The following is an 18,413-nucleotide window of genomic DNA, read 5'->3' as shown; positions in this document are numbered from 1 at the left end:
GGTCAGCTTATTAATTTTTATGCCAATTCTGTTTCCGGTTGTGCAACCAAGGCAAAAGCCTGTTCAAAATCAGCTTTAATATCATCAATATGCTCGATTCCAACGGCAACACGCAAAGCATTTGGTTTTACGCCAGCAGCCAATTGTTCTTCTTCGGATAATTGTTGATGTGTGGTTGCAGAAGGCTGGATGATTAAAGTTTTGGTATCGCCCACATTGGCTAAATGGCTTATCAGCTTTAAACTATCTACAAAGCGGATTGCTCTTTCTTTTTCGCCTTGCAACTCAAACGACAGAACAGCACCAAAACCATTTTTCAGATATTTTTTAGCGAGTGAATGGTAAGGAGAAGATTCCAAGCCAGGATAGTTCACTTTTTCCACTTCCGGATGTGCTTCCAGCCATTGCGCCAGTTCCAACGCGTTTTCTACATGCCGTTGCACGCGCAGCGAAAGCGTTTCCAACCCTTGCAACAATAAAAAGGAGTTGAAAGGAGATTGCGAAGGACCAAAATCACGCAAACCTTCCACACGCGCACGAATGATAAACTGAATATTGCCCATCGCACTGTTTACGCCAAAAATATCAGAGAAAACAATGCCGTGATAACCTTCGGCTGGTTCAGAAAACTGCGGATATTTTCCATTGCCCCAGTTATAGTTTCCGCCATCCACAATCACACCGCCGATGCTGGTTCCATGTCCGCCAATCCATTTCGTTGCCGATTCTACCACGATGTTTGCGCCATGTTCCAACGGGCGGAACAAATAACCACCGGCACCAAAAGTATTATCAACCACCAAAGGCAAATCGTACTTTTTGGCAACCGCTGCAATTGACTCAAAATCAGGAACATTAAATTCCGGGTTTCCGATTGTTTCAATATAAATCGCTTTTGTTTTATCGTTAATCAAAGCTTCTATGCTTGCTGCTTTGTCATCTTTTGCAAACCGCGCCTCAATTCCCAAACGTTTCAAACCGACTTTAAACTGGTTGTAACTTCCACCGTATAAAAAAGGCGAGGCAACAAAATTATCGCCTGTTTGCAGGATATTGTTTAAAGCGATAAATTGCGCCGCCTGACCGGATGAAGTGGCCAAAGCAGCAACGCCGCCTTCCAACGCTGCAATCCGCTTTTCAAAAACATCGGTTGTGGGGTTCATAATCCGGGTATAAATGTTCCCAAATTCTTTTAATGCGAAAAGGTTGGCGCCATGTTCCGAACTGTTAAAAACATAAGAAGTGGTTTGATAAATAGGCACCGCGCGGGAACCGGTTACCGGATCAACTTCCTGACCGGCGTGTAATTGTAAAGTTTCAAACTTATGTGCTTTTTGAGTAGCCATTTTTGTGGTTTTTTTGGTGAAAATTTTGGTTTTGATTGATTTTATGAACAGCAGAAACTGCCACAAACTAAACTTGATGCTTAACTTATTATGCTGCGTTAGCAGCAACACATTCGGTTAAACCAACTGTTAAAAGTGGCTTTTTTGATTGCAGTTCTGCTGCTTTGCGAAGGGAAGATGCTGTTTTTATACATGTTTTTATCAATTTATATTTCCCGGGGTTATTTTCCGGGCCAGGAATTGGCACCTTCTCGTTGTTGCAAGGGTTGCCAGTGGGTTGCAGAGCCTGATCTCTCGCCACTTCTTTATAAACCAAAACCTGCGAAGGGTTTGATTAGGATGGTATCGCTACCAAATTTTGTTTCAAATGTATAAACAGAAATGATAAAAATCCAAATTTTGTTCTTTTTAATTTCAAATAGCAGCTAACCCGGCGTTTAAATCAGCAATCAGGTCTTCGATGTTTTCTAACCCAGCAGAAACCCGGATCAGGTTTTGCGGCGTTTTGGTATCCGGGCCTTCAACAGATGCCCGATGCTCGATCAAACTTTCCACGCCGCCTAAACTGGTTGCCTGCGTAAATATTTTTAAATTGTTTACTACGGCCAATGCTTCTTTTGCACCGCCTTTTACCAAGAACGAAAGCATGCCGCCACCAGCCGACATTTGTTTTTTAGCAATCGCAAATTGTGGGTGAGAAGCTGCGCCCGGATAGAAAACACGCTCTACTTTTGGATGGTTTTCTAAAAAAACAGTCAATCTCATAGCATTTTCTACATGTCCTTTCATCCGATAAGGCAAAGTTTTAATCCCGCGGACCGTCATATAACAATCAAAAGGGCCGGGAATGGAGCCGCCCATTTCCTGGATCTGCTTGATTTTGAGCCACCATTCATCAGCTTCCCGGGCAATCAACGCGCCGCCCAAAACATCGCTGTGCCCACCCAAATATTTTGTAGTGGAGTGCATTACGAGATCGGCGCCCAAATCCAGTGGCCGCTGCAAAATTGGCGTGGCAAATGTATTATCGCATACTGTTTTTACCGATGCTTTTTTGGCAATGGCGGCAATGGCGGCAATGTCGGTGATTTTTAAAAGCGGGTTGGAAGGCGTTTCCACCCAAATCAGTTTTGTGTTTGGTTTGATAGAAGCTTTTACCAATTCCAAATCATTCAGATCAATAAAATCAAACTCCAGCTTATTCGCAAAAATGTTTTTCAACTGGTTGCGCAAACCGTGGTACATGTCATCTGGGCAAATCAAATGGCTTCCGGGTTCTAAAGATTGAAAAACCGTCATTCCCGCCGCATTTCCAGAAGAAAAAGCCGCAGCAGCAGCACCGTTTTCCAACTTGGCCAACACATTCTCCAATGAATTTCGGTTCGGATTATTGCTACGGCTATAAGAATAACCGGTTGGATAAGAGCCATCTTCGGCACGTTCAAACGTGGTTGATAAAGTTATCGGCTGGATCACGGCTTTGTTTCCCTGGTCCAACTGGTTTCCGGCGTGTATGGCAATGGTTTCTATCTTCATGCTTCTTTTATCGGGTAAAAATTGGTGTTGCAAACGTCTGCAAAATCAGGAAAAAACTTGTTAATAACACTACCAATATTTGCTATTGCTTGTAGCGTTTATTAATTTCGTTTCGTAATGTTATTAAAAACGATATAAGATGAAAAATTTGTACGCAATTATTATCCTCGCCGTAACTATTTTTTTCTCAGGTTGTAAGAAAGATGCTGTCAACAGCGATTATGACAGAAGTTATTCGGCATGGTCTAACTTTAAAAACTCATCCAATAATTCTTATTCTTATACAGAATATTCCGGCTCAATTTTCGGAGGCTATCATGAAACAAAAATCACAGTAAAAAGTGGTACAGTTACCAGTCGTGAGTTTTTGTCCGGAGTTTATAAACCTAATAGTAACGTTTTAACAATTACAAAAACCTGGATAGAAAATGCCGGCTCTTTGAACACTCATGGAAATGAAGGATTTGACTTATTAACGCTTGACCAAGTGTACGATAAAGCCAAGACAGTTTGGTTAAAAGCAGATAAAAAACAAAACGATATTTATTTTGAAAACAAAAATAACGGGTTGATATCATCAGCAGGTTTTGTTCCGAAAGGTTGTCAGGATGATTGCTTTAATGGGGTCTCTATAAAAAACATCAACCCTTTGTAAATTTACCGTTAACCAAACCTGTTATCGTACATTGCCGGCTGCACTTCCGGCTATTTGCCGTTTTAATCGTATTTTTGCGCAAACAATAATTGTTATGCCTGATACTTTACAGGGCTTGATCAACAGTCCGAGGCTTTCTCCGCAACATCGCGCCATTGCTGCAAAAGTTCTTCAAAATGAAAGGGTTACGTTTGAAGAAGGCGTGTTTTTATACGAACATGGCGAGTTGCCATACTTAGGGATTCTGGCAAATTACATCCGTGAAAAACGCCACGGCGACCATACTTTTTTTAACCGTAATTTCCATATCGAACCTACCAATCTGTGTGTTTACGATTGCAAGTTCTGCTCGTATTCGCGTTTGCTAAAGCAGCGTTCAGAAGGCTGGGAATACACCATGGACGATATGTTCAACATTGTGAAAAAGTACGACGGGCAGCCGGTTACCGAAGTGCATATTGTTGGCGGCGTGTTGCCGCAGTACGATGTCCCGTTTTATCAGGAACTGTTTAGCCGGATCAGAAACCATCGTCCTGACCTGCATATCAAGGCTTTAACGCCGGTTGAATACCATTATATTTTTAAAAAAGCAAAGATCAGTTATGCTGAAGGGATGCGCTTGATGCAGGAAGCGGGTTTGCAATCCGTTCCCGGCGGCGGAGCCGAAATTTTTCATCCCGAAGTGCGCGAATTGATTGCGAAAGATAAATGTACGGCCGATCAATGGCTGGCAATCCATGAAGAATGGCACAAGCTGGGCAGCCGGTCGAATGCGACAATGCTGTACGGACACATCGAAAAGTTTTGGCACCGGGTAGATCACATGGAACGATTGCGAACTTTGCAAGACAAGACCGGTGGGTTTCAAACTTTTATTCCGCTGAAATTCCGAAATCAGGACAACCAGATGTCGCACGTGCCGGAATCTACCGTGATCGAAGATTTGCGTAATTATGCAATTGCCCGGATTTACTTGGACAATTTTGATCATATTAAAGCATATTGGGCAATGATCAGCCGGAACACGGCGCAGCTTTCCTTAAATTTTGGTGTAGATGATATTGACGGAACGCTGGACGATACGACCAAAATTTATTCGATGGCGGGGGCAGAGGAACAACATCCGGGAATGACCACGAAAGAATTGGTGGAATTGATTAAACAGGTTGGCCGTGTCCCCATCGAACGCGATACGCTTTACAATGTGGTTACCAATTACCAGGACTTTGAGTTTCAGGACGAAGTAAAGCCTCAATTTTATAAATTGCCCGTTCTCAACTGATTTTTGTTGAGGCCGACGCAAAACACATACTTCTTTTAATGACTAAAAAAACGCTTTACATTATCCGCCACGGCGAAACCGACCTGAACAAAGCAGGAATTGTACAAGGCCGCGGCATGAACACCGATTTGAACGAAACCGGCCGCAAGCAAGGTGAAGCGTTTTACAAGGCTTACAAAAACGTTCCTTTTGATAAAATTTACACTTCTACATTAAAACGTACGCAACAAACCGTGCAGCATTTTATTGATAGCGGTATTCCGTGGGAGCAATTATCCGGTTTGGATGAGATGGCCTGGGGAAAATACGAAGGTAAAGCCGTAAGCGAAGAAACCCGAGGCCGTTTCAAAAAAATTATGCAAAGCTGGAAAGACGGCGATTTGGACGTGCGTTTTGAAGACGGCGAAAGCCCAAATGAGGTGCAAACCCGGCAAAAAGTAGCGCTGGAAGAAATTATGAGCCACCCGGAAGAAAGCACCGTTTTGATTTGTATGCATGGCCGGGCGATGCGCCTTTTTCTTTGTTTGATGAATGGATTGCCGCTAACCGAAATGGACAATTATCCGCACCGAAACACAACACTTTACAAGGTTAATTTTGATGGGGAAAAGTTCCACATCGAGGACTTTAACAACACCGATCACTTGAAATATTTACTGTAATATTTTTCACAATGCTTCTTTTACCGGCAATATTTTTGGCAATAAGCTTGTGATATTTTTTGATTTATACTTTTTACCTTGACAACTCATATTCGCATTTCTGCTGTTAGTTATACCAACACCAAACCTTTTATTTACGGTCTGCAGCATGATCCTATCCAAAATAACATTAATTTAAGCTTAGATACACCTTCAGATTGTGCCAAAAAACTAATTGATAATAAAGCAGATATAGGATTGATACCTGTTGCAGCTATATTGGATTTGCCAGATTGGCAGCTAATTTCTGAATATTGCATTGGTGCAGTTGGCGCCGTAAATTCTGTATTTATTTTTAGCAATTGCCCGATTGAAGAAGTAAATATTATTCAGTTAGATCCCGAGTCGAGGTCATCCAATAACCTGGCAAAAGTGCTTTTGAAAAACTACTGGAAAGTGGCTCCGCAGCAAATAATAAATGCTGACGATTACGCCAATTCTACTGATGTAAAAACAGCATTTGTACAAATTGGCGACCGTACTTTTGGCAAGAAAAACAAGTATCTGTTTGTTTATGATTTGGCTGAAGTTTGGCAGCAGTTAACCGGTTTGCCTTTTGTTTTTGCGGCCTGGGTAGCCAATAAACCAATCAACCCGGAGTTTATGAAAAGTTTTAACACAGCTTTAAAAGCAGGACTTGATTCGCGCGAAGAGTTGCTGCAAACGCTGCCTGAATATCCTGATTTTGATCTCCGGGATTATTTATTCAACAAGCTGGATTTTGATTTAACCGAACAAAAAAAAGAAGCTTTGCACAAATTTTTAAACTACATTAAAGAATTATAGGGGTAAAAGAAGCATTTTAGTTTTTAGCCAAAACCATTTTTTCGACTATATGATTTACCGGTTTAATCGTCCGCAAATACTGGTAAATGGCTTTTAAATCTGTTGTGTCCATTCCGGCAAACATCGTCCAGGGCATTACTGTTTTCATATCGCCGCTGCCTACTTTTCGTGGCGGATGTACAGCGGGGTCAAAAAATTTAAACCTGTTTACAAACTGCTTTTCCGTCCAGGTTCCAATTCCGGTGGCCTTATCGGGTGTGATATTGGCAGATTGGATAACCATGTCAGGAAATTTAAACTTCATTCCTCCGGCAAAATTCATTCCTTCTAACTTTCTGCCGTCTTCCTGTGGCGTATGGCAATCGGTGCAAACTGCTGCTGTAACTAAATATCTTCCGTAAGCAACAGTATCTGTTTTTGCAGGAATAGTAGTAAAATGCGCTTTTTGAGGGATTGTATTGATGATTAAACTCATTGGAAAATCACTTTTAGAAGCAGGTAATTTATTTTCGATTGGTTTAAGGGTGCGGATGTAAGCAATTACGGCATAAATGTCTTCACGGTCAATCTTCCCGTAAAATAAATAGGGCATCATCGGGAATAAAGCTTTCCCGTTTTTATTTACGCCAGTTGTTAACGCTTTAAAGATCTCACCGTCGGTCCAGGAACCTAAATGTGCGGGTGTAATATTTTGAGAAATATAAGCACCTGGAAAACCAGCTTTCTGGTCAAATCTTTCTCCGCCTTTACCTTCAGTATTTGGAATAACGGGCGCGCTGTACAAGGTAACATCGCGGGTAGAATGGCAGGCACCGCAAAGCATTACATGGTTTACCAAATATTTCCCTCTTTCAAGCCGGGCTGGTGTAGACGTAATTTTCAGATCTGGTGCAGCACCAGTATCAGGCAACATCAGTTTTAAATAAGTAAAGCCGGCAATGCCTGCCACTACTATAAAAAGCAGTATAATTAGAAGAAAATTTTTCATAATGCGCTCTGGGTTAATTTCTCTAAATTATATTGCTGAAAATGATAATGCAAGCGTACAACTACGTATTTTTATTATATATCAAACATTGAAATTCTGATATACAAGTAAATATATTTTAACAAAATGCTTTAACAGATGCTGTTTTTAGCGGTAAATTTTTCTCATTTGCTGTTCATCGGCAAAATCAAATCCTGGTGGTTGTTTACGGCTTTGTTTACTTCTGTCGAAACCGGGTACATCTTCATTTCTTCATCAGGATAAGGATCGCAAAGTTTGATCAGTTCAGCAGGCGGGACATCATTGGCCAACCATAATTTTTCTTCTTCTTTGGTTAAAATCACCGGCATTCGGTTATGCAAAGTAGCAACTTGTTCGTTTGGTGTGGTGGTCAGGATCGTAAAAGACTCGTAAACCTCTTTTTTGTCCTCACTTTTCCATTGCGACCATAAGCCGGCAAAGGCAAAAGCTTTCCGGTTTAAAAGCACAAAACGGTAAGGCAGTTTCTTTTTGCCTTCGGTTTTCCATTCGTAAAAACCATCTGCCAAAACCAAACAGCGTTTATTGTGCAGCATCAAAGGCTTGTAGGTATTGTTTTCCAACACGGTTTCCTGCCGGGCGTTCATCATCGAATAACTGCTCTTTTTATCTTTCGACCAAAACGGCACCAGTCCAAAATGAAACAACTGTATCGCTTCCGGTTTTTGGGAAATGATGACCGGTGCCAGTTGCGTGGGCGCGAGGTTGTAGCTTTGCCGGTACTGCTCGTCAATTGTTTTGGCCTCAAACTCGGCCAGCAGGGCTTTGTCTTCTTGTGTCATGGTAAATCTTGCGCACATCGTTTTCGTTTTTGATCTTAAATCTTGACACCAATTTTATGCCGGTAAAAACAGTATGCCGGCGTAAATCTTTCAAACCAACATAACCCTTTTTCCATAACTTTTGATTGGCAAAATCGGTATAAAAGCCATTAAAGCTGAAATTTATGTTTTATAAAGGTGTTACGATTGGTTTGGATTTTGACGGAACGGTAGTTACACACGAGTTTCCGAAAATCGGGAAAGACGTTCCGCATTGCATCGAAACGCTAAAAAAAATCACAAACCAAGGCGGAAAAATTATTTTGATTACGATGCGCAGCGGAAGGAAACTCCAGGAAGCTGTCGCTTATTTATCGTACCACGACATTCCATTATACGGCGTTAACAGCAACCCGCGGCAGGAACATTATTCTAAATCGCCCAAAATTTACGCTAATATTTATATTGATGATGCCGCTTTGGGTTGCCCATTAACCTTTAGCGAGCTGAGCGACAAGGCGTATGTGGATTGGTTGCAGGTGCAGAAATACCTTTTCCCGAAACAAGGCCAAGACCTGCTGAAAAATGCGTTGATGGAAGAACCGGTTTATGATTTGACGGAAGAAGACGAAAAGCCGAACAAGGTTTTTAGTTTTTTTAATAATGTGTTTTCTAAGTTGGATTTTTCGTGATCAGGTAAGTGCCTGTTAAAATTCATGCAGTTGTTTTTTGGCTAAAGCCAATCCTAAATCTACATAATCCACGACCTGAAGGCCGTGGCAATTGAACCAATTTATTTTACAAACTTTCTCATCAATACTAAGAGCCTGTTTAAATTTATACCAGAAAAAATACAATGCTTCTTTTACCACATAAAAATTGGTGGCTGCATCAATTTAACTCAATCAAAAACTAAGTTCTTACCATTTTTTAGGTGATAAATGAAGCATATAAAATAAATTGAATAAAATTTAAACAGGCTCTAATAAAAAAACCTGTAGGATTCCGATTTATTAATTGCCACGGCCTTGAGGCCGTGGATAAAGGAAACAAGAATTGGCTTTAGCCAAAAACACAAAATGCATAATTTTATGGCATAAAAGAAGCATGAGAAATAAGCAGGAAAAATTTAAAAAAAATTAAAATTATCTTTCGATCTGCAATGTCATGATTTCAGGTTTTTCTTTACAACCACTGTTTTATCCATTCTTTGTCCTTTAGCTAAGGATTGAGCTATCAGATAAGTTACAGCGGCAGCACGCTCTTTAACAGGTTTATTTAACCAATATTGAAGATCACGTTCCTCATCGTTTGCTTCTTTTAGCATCACTTTTCTGACAACAAGCGCAATTTTTCTTACTTGCATATACAAGTATAACAAATATTGCAATAAAAGTTAAGTGGGTTAGAAATAGTTTTAAAGCAGAAAACCCTCTCCACAAGTTGTAAAGAGAGTTTGTACACCCATCAGGATTCGAACCTGAGACCGACGGTTTAGAAAACCGTTGCTCTATCCAGCTGAGCTATGGGTGCATTTTTTGATGCTTCTTTTACCACCTAAAATTTAGTGCCATAAGAGAAGCACAAAATTATAAAATTATCGTTTCCGGTCAACGGTAAAAATGAATTTTATCATCACCATTAAAAACAATGGGTTTGTAAAATTATTTTGTCTGGATGGTTGACCCGTTGCGTATTTCATCCGTCGCCGTTTTTACCAATTGGTCGCCTTCGTTCAGTTTTCCGTAAACTTCAACCTGGTTTCCGCCTTCGCGGCCTTTTTTTACGTCAACCCATTGTGCTTTGTTGTTGATCACCCGAACCACAAAAACTTTTTCGGTAGAAGTTACCAATGCTGTTTTAGGGATCAAAAAAGTACTGTCGGAAGCCGGAAGCGGAAGGTTTACTTCGGCGTACATGCCCGGCAACAGTTTTTTTCGGTCGTTGTAAACGTCCATTTCCAGCCTTTCCGAACGCAGCCGCTCATCCAACGCACCAGCCAAACGTTTTACTTTGGCCTTAAATATTTGGCTGGGCAATGCTTTTACGCTAAAGCTTACTTCATCGTTCATCTTTAAAAAACCAGTGTACAGTTCGGGCACCGAAACCACAAGCCTTAAACGCTTTTGCTCTTGTAAAACAAACAATGGCACATCCGAACCTTTGCCCGAAGGACCGACATAAGCACCGGGGTTAATGTTACGTGCACTCACCACGCCATTAAAAGGGGCACGGATATCCAAATAAGCGCGGGTAGCGGCAATGGATTGATAGGCCGATTTTGCCGCATTCAGTTCTGCTTTATCGGAGTTTTTGCGTGCGGCCGCCTGGTCAATATCGTTTTTAGAGATGGTTCCCGGCGTTTTTGCCGTTTCAATCAAACGGTTATAATTTGAGTTACTGGCCGTATAAATGGCTTCCTGCGATTGCAGTTTGGATTGTGCCGCAGCCAGGTTCGAGTTGATTTCCGGTGCTTCCATGCTTACCAAAAGCTGGCCTTTTTTTACTTCGGAACCCACATCTACATAAACCTTTTTTACAAAACTGCTTTCTTTGGCATATAAATCTACCTGCTGGTAGGGCGTTAGTTCTCCCGGGATTTCGAGCGTGGTAGAAAGCTTTCCTTTTTTTAAAGAAAAGGTTTCTAAAGGAGCAGGTTTGGTGTTTTCTTGCTGATCTGTTTCTTCTTGTAAAGCATTGTTATCTTTTGTATGACAAGAACTTATCAATCCTGCAAAACCGATTGATCCAATCAGCAATACTGTTTTTAACAGGTTATTCTTGTTCAACTGCGTTTTCATAAAGCGATGGGATATAGTGTTTACTTTCTTTATCTTCCGGATCTAAAGAAACCGAATCTGTGGTGGCATTACCTTGCAACCAGGCAAAAGCAAGCGGCAAAATCAATAAAGCTGCAAAAGTAGAAGCAATCAAACCGCCGATTACGGCACGCGCAAGCGGCGATGCCTGGTCGCCGCCTTCGCCCAAACCGGATGCCATCGGAATCATCCCAACAATCATGGCCAAACTGGTCATCAAGATCGGGCGTAACCTTAAAGCTGCCGCTTCTTTTGCAGATTCTAATGCGTCGCCATTGTGCATCCGTAAGTGCTCTGCATTAGTAACCATCAATACGGCATTGGAAACAGACACACCGACTGACATGATCATGCCCATATATGATTGCAGGTTGAGTGTAGAGCCGGTTAAAAGTAACATCAGTATCGAACCCATCAACACGGCCGGAACAGTGGACAGCACCACCAGCGAAACTTTAAAAGATTGAAAATTTGCCGCCAGCATCAAAAAGATCACCACAATGGCCACAATCAACCCGGATTGCAAGCTGTCTAAAGTTTCTGTTAAAACCTGGCTTAACCCTTTGGTTTCTATAGTTAAACCTTTTGGCAGTTTTCCTAAAGATTTAACTGCTTTTTGTACGTCGTCTGTTGCTGTGCCCAAATCCATGTGGTTTAAATTGGCCGTAACCGAAAGCATGGGCAAAGCACCAACGTTGTCGTTTTCGCCGTAAGTTGTGCCTTGTTTTAAGTCTGCAACATCGCCCAGGTTTGGCCGCGGCTGGTTGTTTAGCAAGGATATTTCGCGTATATCGTTCAAGCTGGCCATCTTGTATTCAGGGACTTCCACCTGAACGCTATATGTTTGCCCGGCTTTTTCGTCAAGCCAAATGTTTTTTTCGGTAAAGCGGGACGACGAAGTGGAAGCGATTAAAGAACGGGAAATATCAGAAACATCCAGACCTAACTGTGCGGCACGTATCCGGTCAATATTGATTCCGATGGTAGGGTATTTGACGGACTGCCCCAACTGCACGTCTCTTAAATAACTGATCTTTTGCAGTTTATCCTGGATTTTTAAAGCGTATTCTTCGTTCTGCTTTTTGTTTTTCCCCATCACCCGCACTTCAATTGGGGTGGGCGACCCCTGGCTTAAAATTTTGTCCGTCAGTTCTATCGGCTCGAAAGACAACTTTACATCCGGCATTGCCGCTTTTATTTTTTGCCGGAACCTTTCTTTCAGGTCGTCCAGGTTCGTTTTGTAATCTTCGCTTAAATTCACCTGCAAGACGGCTTCCTGCGGGCCTGCCATAAACAAATAGATTGGGCTGGTAGAATATGCCCCCGGGTGCTGGCCAACAAAGGCCGAAGTAATGGCCACGTTCTTTGCGCCAACCATGTCGTTCAGCACCTTTAGTGTTTTTACCACATCTACTTCCGTACGCTCGATCCGGGTTCCGTCTGGCGCCCTTAACCGCACCTGAAATTGCCCGCTGTTCACTTTTGGCAAAACATCTCTTCCAATGGTAGATAATAAAATTGCAGTGATGCCAATTGCCAAAATCGCGTAAGCCGAAACCACAATGCGGCGGTTATTAAAAAGCCGGTTCATCAAACGCAGGTAGCGGGAGCGGAACTTATCGAATTTAGTGGTTTGGTTTTTCGGGTCTGCCGATGCTTCTTTTAGCAGCATTTTTTTCTGATCCCAGGTGTCGCCTTCGCCGGTTGCTTTGTAATCTTTTTCGTGTTTATCAATCTCGTGGCCTTTCATCATCCAATTGGCTAGGATCGGCACGAAAGTTTGGGCAAGCAAATACGAAGTGATCATGGAGAAACCAATGGCCAATGCCAGCGGCAAAAACAAGGCTCCCGGAATGCCTTTCATCGTAATGGCCGGGGCAAAAACTGCGAGGATGCAAAACAGGATCAGCAATTTTGGAAAAGCAATCTCCTTACAGGCATCCCAAATGGCCAGGCTTTTCGGTTTGCCCATATCCAAATGCTGGTGGATATTTTCGATGGTTACGGTAGATTCATCCACCAAAATCCCGATTGCCAAAGACAAACCGCTCAAGGTCATGATGTTGATGGTTTGATGGAACAGGTACAAAAACAGCACACCTGAGATCAAAGAAATCGGGATGGTAAAGATCACGATCAACGCTGCGCGGCGATCGCCGAGAAACAGCAATACCATTAATCCGGTTAAAACGGCGCCAATCGCACCTTCGGTTACCAAACTTTTTACGGCATTGATTACGTAAACCGATTGGTCAAACTCGTAACTCAGCTTTACATCGTCCGGTAATAAACTTTGTAAGCGCGGCAAAGCTTTTTTTAGGTTTTGCACCACTTCCCAGGTAGAAGCATCGGCCGATTTGGTAACTGCAATGTAAACCGATCTTTTACCGTTTACCAAGGCATAACTGCTGGTGATATCGGCAGCATCTTCAACAGAAGCAACGTCCCGCAAAAAAACGTTTTGCACAGTACCTTTATAAATTGGGATGTTTTCAAAATCTTTTACTGTTTTGATGCTGGTGTTTGCAGGTGTAAAATAATTGATATCTCCAACCCGCACGTTTCCCGCAGGCGAGGTTTGGTTGTTGTTGCGAAGGGCTGTAACAATTTGATCGGGTGTCAGATTATGAGAACGCAGCAGTTCCGGGTCCACTTTGATGACCACTGTCCGTACGTTTCCGCCAAAAGGGGCAGGCGCAACCAAACCGGGGATAGAGGTAAAAGCGGCACGGATATAAACGTTTGCCATATCTTGCAATTCATTGTTGCTTCTTGTCGGGCTTCGTAAAACCAACTCGCCAACAGGCAATGTTGAAGCATCAAAACGCAAGATAAAAGGCGGCTGCGAGCCAGGCGGAAAAATAGCTTGTGCCCGGTTGGCAAACGCAGTTACTTCGGCAGCAGCCTGCGCCATATTGGTCCCTTCATAAAACGTTAACTTCATTAAAGTTAAACCTTGAATGTTCCTGGTTTCTATACTTTTAACACCTGCTACATAAAGCATCAGGTTAACGTACTGCTTGCCAAAATAAGCTTCCATTTGCGATGGCGAATAGCCGCCGTAAGGGTGCGAAACGTAGATGACCGGCAAGTTCAAATCCGGGAAAATATCAATCTTGATATTGCGGATGGCATTCAGCCCAAAAAAGAAAACACCGGCCACAATAACTAAAATCGTGATCGGTTTTCTGAGTGCACTTTTTATTAACCCCATATTGCTCGCGTTCGATATACTTCTTTTATCGGTATAAAATCAGTCTAAAATTCATTAAAAAAAATTCCGAAATCACCGCTCGCCGCAGCTTTATAAAGCAAAGTCTGCCAAACATTGTTGTTGGCAATGTCGCGGTCGGTTTCGGCACGGTTCAAGGTGTACAAAGCCTGGGTTACATCTACTATATTCGCCAGCCCGTTTCTGTACAAAACCGTTTTTTGCAGATAAGCATCCGATGCTGCTTTTAAACCAACCGGCGCTTCCCGGTAATTTTTTAAAGCGTTTTGGATACGTGTTTTCGACAGAATCAACTGGCTGCTTAATTGCTGGTTTGCCTGCTGGTATTCGTCCTTCAAACCTTCCGAAGTAAACCTTTGCGCTTTCACCTGCTCATGGATGCGTAAAATTTGGGTAAGGTTCCAGGTTACGCCGATACCAACCAGGTAATTAGAACGCGTGGGGTTTACGCCATCAAAATAATTCTGGGTATAAATGGTTTGGCTGAGGCTGTAGTTGCTGAAACCCGAAGCCCGGCTCTGGAAAACGCTGAACAAAGTAAAAGTTGGATAATTAAACGTGTGCAAGTATTTCTCCCGTTCCGAACTGATCATAACCCGGTTTTGAAAATAACGCAACGTTGGATGGTTTTCGATGTTTAAAGCGGTTGTGGTATCCAGCGTTTTGGGGATTTGGTTGACAAAAGCACTGTCCAAAACAAAATCTACAGGCGCAATGGCCAAATATTGCGACAACTGGTTGCCTTGCTGCTGCACCACATCCTGCGCGTTGGTTAAAGCAATTTGAGCGCTCGAAACTTCGGCATTGGCCAAAGAAGAATCAACGCCGGGGTTCAGACCACTTTTGACGCGGGCAACGATAACATTGCGCAAAGCAAGCGCGCGTTGCAGGTTTTTTTCCTGCGAGCGGCTCAACTGTTGCGAAGCCAGCAAATTGAGGTAAGCGGCAGAAACCCGGATTTCGTGCTGAAACTGTTCCTGCACCAAATCGCTTTGGTCTAAGTTTACTTGCCTGGCCGCTACTTTTATCCTTTCTTTTGATTTGCCGAAGGAAAAGAAATCCCAGTTTACATTGGTCAGGTATAAGCCGCCAAAAGCAGCGTTCCAGTTTTGGCCTGATAAAATCGGCCCGGTAGAGGCAACGCCTAGGCCGCCGAGGCCATAAGACGGGCCGTACTGCGAATTGACGGTTCCAAAATCGTTCTGCCCCGATAGCGTTACATTGGGCAGATATTCGCGCTTGGTGGCTTTATAAGTTGCCGCTGATGCCTGCACGTAATTGGCTTTTGCTTTGATGGTGCCATAATTTTGCAGCGCGTTTTGTACAGCTTCTTTTAAGGTCAATACTTTTTGCTGTGCAAAAACAGCAGGGCAGGTGCTTAGAAAAAACATCAGGCATAAACCCTGGCGAAAAACAGTCCGGTAGAACATGAATAGCTATGATGATAAAATTCGGCCGTACAAAAAAACTTCAACAATAAGGATAAAAATTGTACCGCCAGTTTGCTTTCTGATGCCTGCAAATATAGCTTTTGCGCGTTAAAGCGGTTTGTAACAACTTTATTGATGAAGGCAGGGATTGCGCATCGAGACCAATTTTATGCCGGTAAAAACAGTATCAAATTTATTCTTTATTTTTCCACAATTCAAAATCCTTAACAATTTGTTAACATAGCAGCGTTTACCTTTAATGTAAAATCCGAGACCTATGTTTAGCACGATTGTAGAATACTTTACGCCAAAAGGTAAAAAGCTTTTTTTCCCTTTGTTTGATCATGCTGCCGAAAACGTGGTGGCGATGGCAGAACTGCTAAAAACAGCCCTGTTTGAAACGCCTTTCATCAACACCAAAGACCTTTACCACAAGATAGACCGGCTGGAAAACATTGGCGACGATGTTACGCACCACATCAACATCGAACTGGGCAAAAACTTTATCACACCGTTTGACCGCGAAGATATCCACGCGCTAACTTCTTCTATTGATGACGTGGCGGATTATATCCACGAATCGGCCAACCGAATGTTTTTGTACGATTTAAAGGAGTTTACTTCGCCCATGAAACTGCTGGCCGATTTGATTTTACAAGCAGCCATCGAACTGCGCGCGCTGATTGATTCCCTGAAAGACATCGAACATGTGGACAAAATAACCACTTACTGCAATTCGATTTACGCCATCGAAACCAAAGCCGACCACGTTTACAACAAAGCCGTAGCCGATCTTTTTGACAACGAAAAAGACCCGATTAAAGTAATTAAATACCAGGAAGTTTTGCTGGGACTGGAAACCGCAACCGATATGTGCAAAGATGTGGTGAAAGTGGTGGAGTCTATTATGATTAAAAATGGTTGATGGTTTTATGTCGGTAAAAGAAGCATGGCTAATAGCTATCAGCCATTATGTATTAACCATTAACTATTAACTAATTTTCCTATCTTTAAAGCAATATTAAAATTGCTTTAAATGATTTTTGCAGAAGACCTGCTCCATTACATCTGGAAATTCCGTTTGTACAACCAACAGGATTTATGTACTTCGGATGGTTTTTCCGTCCAAATTATTTCGCCCGGTTTGCAACACCATCATGCCGGCCCTGATTTTCAAAACGCAAAAATCCGTATTGGCGAAACGCTTTGGGCCGGAAATGTAGAAATTCACATCCGCGCTTCGGATTGGATGCGCCACGAACACAGCAAAGATGCTTCGTACAACAACGTGATCTTGCACGTGGTTTACAAAAACGACGTAGAGATTCTGAATGAGCAGGGTTTAAAAATGCCGGTTTTGGTTTTGGAAGATAGGATTGAGGATTCCCTGTTATTAAGGTATCAAAACCTGCTTTATGCCGAACAAGCTGCCTTTCCCTGCGAAAAAATTATTCATCACGTAGATGAATTTACCATCCAAAACTGGTTAGACCGGATGTTGATTGAACGCCTGGAAGAAAAATCAACCCAAATTCTGCAAAAAACAGCTTTGTTAAAAGGCAATTGGGAAGAAGCTTTTTATCAAACCCTCGCTTCAAATTTCGGCTTTAAAGTAAATGCCTTGCCTTTTGAGCTGCTGGCCAAAGCTTTGCCTTTAAACATTCTCGCCAAACACACGCACAATTTATTGCAGACCGAAGCTTTGATTTTTGGCCAGGCCGGTTTTCTGAATGACTCTTCTGAGGATTTGTACGTTTTGTCCCTGCAAAAAGAGTATCAGTTTTTGCAACAGAAATACAGTTTAAAGCCGATTGAAAAACATTTGTGGAAGTTTTTGCGGTTGCGCCCGCCAAATTTTCCAACCATCCGATTGGCGCAGTTTGCAGTTTTGATGCACAAACAAAACCGTTTTCTGGCTGAGATTTTAAAGGCAGAAAACCCGGAAAGTATCAATGCTGTTTTTACCGGCATAAATCCATCCAACTATTGGACGAACCATTACCAGTTTGAAAAAGAAGCCAAATCAAGTTCAAAAAAATTGGGACAGTCTTCGGCAGAAAATATTTTGATCAATACCGTTGCCGTTTTTTTGTTTGCTTACGCGAAGGAAAACCGATCAGAAAAGCACCACGAACGCGCCTTGCAACTATTAGAAAATTTGCCTTGCGAAAACAATTTTATTATCAGTAATTTTATAGAAGCAGGCGTAAAACTGAAAACAGCCGGAAATTCGCAGGCAATAATCGAACTTTATAACCATTATTGCAGTAAAAAACGATGTTTGGCCTGCGGGATTGGAAACAAACTTTTAAAAACAAGCTGATATGCTGCAACGTATTTTAACCTTTTTTGAAAGACATTCTTTTGGTGTTTGCACTTATTTGGGCGAGCGTTTTCATATTTCGATAGCCAAAATCAGGCTTTTTTTTATTTATTCTTCTTTTTTGGCAGTCGGTTTTCCGCTTATTTTTTACTTTTTTGCCGGTATCGTGCTCGATTTTAGGAATTATCTTAAAAGGGCAGGGTCCAGGGTTACCGATCTTTAATCATATCTTAATTAATTTTCCTTCGTAAAAGAAGCAGTGCGTAATGAAAGTTAAGTTATTGCAAAAATATGTAGGTAATAAATTTATACTTTTCTTTCAACTAAAGTTTTACATAACGCAACGAGCGATTATAAAAGTTTAAATTTTTTATCTGATCATATTTAAGGTTTTCTTTAGAGCATGTTTAAATTTTAGTCAACTTATTTTGTATGCTTCTTTTAACACAAACAATTATTGTTTTTTGTCTCTTTTGTACCGATAGAATACACACAAACAGAATTTACAGGCATAA

16 protein-coding genes, 1 tRNA gene and 1 riboswitch are annotated in these 18,413 nt (G+C 41.9%); of the genes, 8 read left to right on the top strand and 9 right to left on the bottom strand.

What is annotated here, in order from left to right:
- Positions 1-17 precede the first annotated feature (17 nt).
- The gene (locus V5804_RS05260; RefSeq protein WP_369590330.1) at positions 18-1,346 is read right to left on the bottom strand and encodes an O-acetylhomoserine aminocarboxypropyltransferase/cysteine synthase family protein; all 1,329 of its coding nucleotides are present in this window, start codon (positions 1,344-1,346) and stop codon (positions 18-20) included.
- A 203-nt stretch (positions 1,347-1,549) separates the two neighbouring features.
- Positions 1,550-1,660, bottom strand: a riboswitch (SAM riboswitch).
- 100 nt (positions 1,661-1,760) lie between these two features.
- A complete protein-coding gene (locus V5804_RS05255; RefSeq protein ID WP_369590329.1) occupies positions 1,761-2,882 on the bottom strand; it encodes a PLP-dependent aspartate aminotransferase family protein in 1,122 nt (373 codons plus the stop codon).
- Between the two features lie 139 nt (positions 2,883-3,021).
- Here V5804_RS05255 and V5804_RS05250 point away from each other — a divergent pair, with 139 nt between their 5' ends.
- The 4 genes from V5804_RS05250 to V5804_RS05235 all read left to right on the top strand — a co-directional run bounded on the left by V5804_RS05250 (position 3,022) and on the right by V5804_RS05235 (position 6,306).
- Positions 3,022-3,537 (top strand): hypothetical protein, encoded by a 516-nt coding sequence (locus V5804_RS05250; protein WP_369590328.1) that lies wholly within the window; start codon positions 3,022-3,024, stop codon positions 3,535-3,537.
- A 94-nt stretch (positions 3,538-3,631) separates the two neighbouring features.
- Positions 3,632-4,819 carry an aminofutalosine synthase MqnE gene (mqnE, locus tag V5804_RS05245; protein ID WP_369590327.1) on the top strand — a complete coding sequence of 396 codons (1,188 nt, stop codon included), beginning with the start codon at positions 3,632-3,634 and terminating at the stop codon, positions 4,817-4,819.
- 38 nt (positions 4,820-4,857) lie between these two features.
- A complete protein-coding gene (locus tag V5804_RS05240; RefSeq protein WP_369590326.1) occupies positions 4,858-5,481 on the top strand; it encodes a histidine phosphatase family protein in 624 nt (207 codons plus the stop codon).
- 78 nt (positions 5,482-5,559) lie between these two features.
- Positions 5,560-6,306 (top strand): menaquinone biosynthetic enzyme MqnA/MqnD family protein, encoded by a 747-nt coding sequence (locus tag V5804_RS05235; RefSeq protein ID WP_369590325.1) that lies wholly within the window; start codon positions 5,560-5,562, stop codon positions 6,304-6,306.
- A 16-nt stretch (positions 6,307-6,322) separates the two neighbouring features.
- On the opposite strand, the gene V5804_RS05230 is transcribed toward V5804_RS05235, so the two are convergent.
- Positions 6,323-7,294, bottom strand: a complete 972-nt coding sequence (locus V5804_RS05230; RefSeq protein WP_369590324.1) for a cytochrome c — start codon at positions 7,292-7,294, stop codon at positions 6,323-6,325.
- A gap of 164 nt (positions 7,295-7,458) precedes the next feature.
- On the bottom strand, positions 7,459-8,133 hold the full coding sequence (locus V5804_RS05225) for an SOS response-associated peptidase (protein ID WP_369590323.1): 675 nt from the start codon (positions 8,131-8,133) through the stop codon (positions 7,459-7,461).
- 146 nt (positions 8,134-8,279) lie between these two features.
- Here V5804_RS05225 and V5804_RS05220 point away from each other — a divergent pair, with 146 nt between their 5' ends.
- A complete protein-coding gene (locus tag V5804_RS05220; protein WP_369590322.1) occupies positions 8,280-8,786 on the top strand; it encodes a hypothetical protein in 507 nt (168 codons plus the stop codon).
- 473 nt (positions 8,787-9,259) lie between these two features.
- Here V5804_RS05220 and V5804_RS05215 read toward each other — a convergent pair whose 3' ends face one another.
- The 5 genes from V5804_RS05215 to V5804_RS05195 form a co-directional block, all read right to left on the bottom strand.
- Positions 9,260-9,460: a hypothetical protein gene (locus tag V5804_RS05215; protein ID WP_369590321.1), complete on the bottom strand. Its 201-nt coding sequence runs from the start codon at positions 9,458-9,460 to the stop codon at positions 9,260-9,262.
- Positions 9,461-9,553: 93 nt separating this feature from the next.
- A tRNA-Arg gene (locus V5804_RS05210) sits at positions 9,554-9,627 on the bottom strand.
- 131 nt (positions 9,628-9,758) lie between these two features.
- Positions 9,759-10,895, bottom strand: a complete 1,137-nt coding sequence (locus V5804_RS05205) for an efflux RND transporter periplasmic adaptor subunit (protein WP_369590320.1) — start codon at positions 10,893-10,895, stop codon at positions 9,759-9,761.
- Positions 10,870-14,127: an efflux RND transporter permease subunit gene (locus V5804_RS05200; RefSeq protein ID WP_369590319.1), complete on the bottom strand. Its 3,258-nt coding sequence runs from the start codon at positions 14,125-14,127 to the stop codon at positions 10,870-10,872. Before V5804_RS05200 ends, V5804_RS05205 begins: the two co-directional genes overlap by 26 nt.
- Before the next feature lie 44 nt (positions 14,128-14,171).
- Positions 14,172-15,536, bottom strand: coding sequence for a TolC family protein (locus V5804_RS05195; RefSeq protein WP_369590318.1), 1,365 nt, complete (start codon positions 15,534-15,536; stop codon positions 14,172-14,174).
- Positions 15,537-15,852: 316 nt separating this feature from the next.
- Here V5804_RS05195 and V5804_RS05190 point away from each other — a divergent pair, with 316 nt between their 5' ends.
- From V5804_RS05190 to V5804_RS05180, 3 genes are all read left to right on the top strand, one after another.
- On the top strand, positions 15,853-16,500 hold the full coding sequence (locus V5804_RS05190; RefSeq protein WP_369590317.1) for a DUF47 domain-containing protein: 648 nt from the start codon (positions 15,853-15,855) through the stop codon (positions 16,498-16,500).
- Positions 16,501-16,611: 111 nt separating this feature from the next.
- A complete protein-coding gene (locus V5804_RS05185) occupies positions 16,612-17,898 on the top strand; it encodes a DUF2851 family protein (RefSeq protein WP_369590316.1) in 1,287 nt (428 codons plus the stop codon).
- A gap of 1 nt (position 17,899) precedes the next feature.
- Complete coding sequence (locus V5804_RS05180) at positions 17,900-18,121, top strand: PspC family transcriptional regulator (RefSeq protein WP_369590315.1); 222 nt, start codon at positions 17,900-17,902, stop codon at positions 18,119-18,121.
- Positions 18,122-18,413: the final 292 nt, after the last annotated feature.

The organism is Mucilaginibacter sp. (genome assembly GCF_041088075.1).
Lineage (GTDB): Bacteria > Bacteroidota > Bacteroidia > Sphingobacteriales > Sphingobacteriaceae > Mucilaginibacter_A.
Note: the sequence above shows the minus strand (reverse complement) of the source record. Positions and strands in the feature narration are given on the sequence as shown.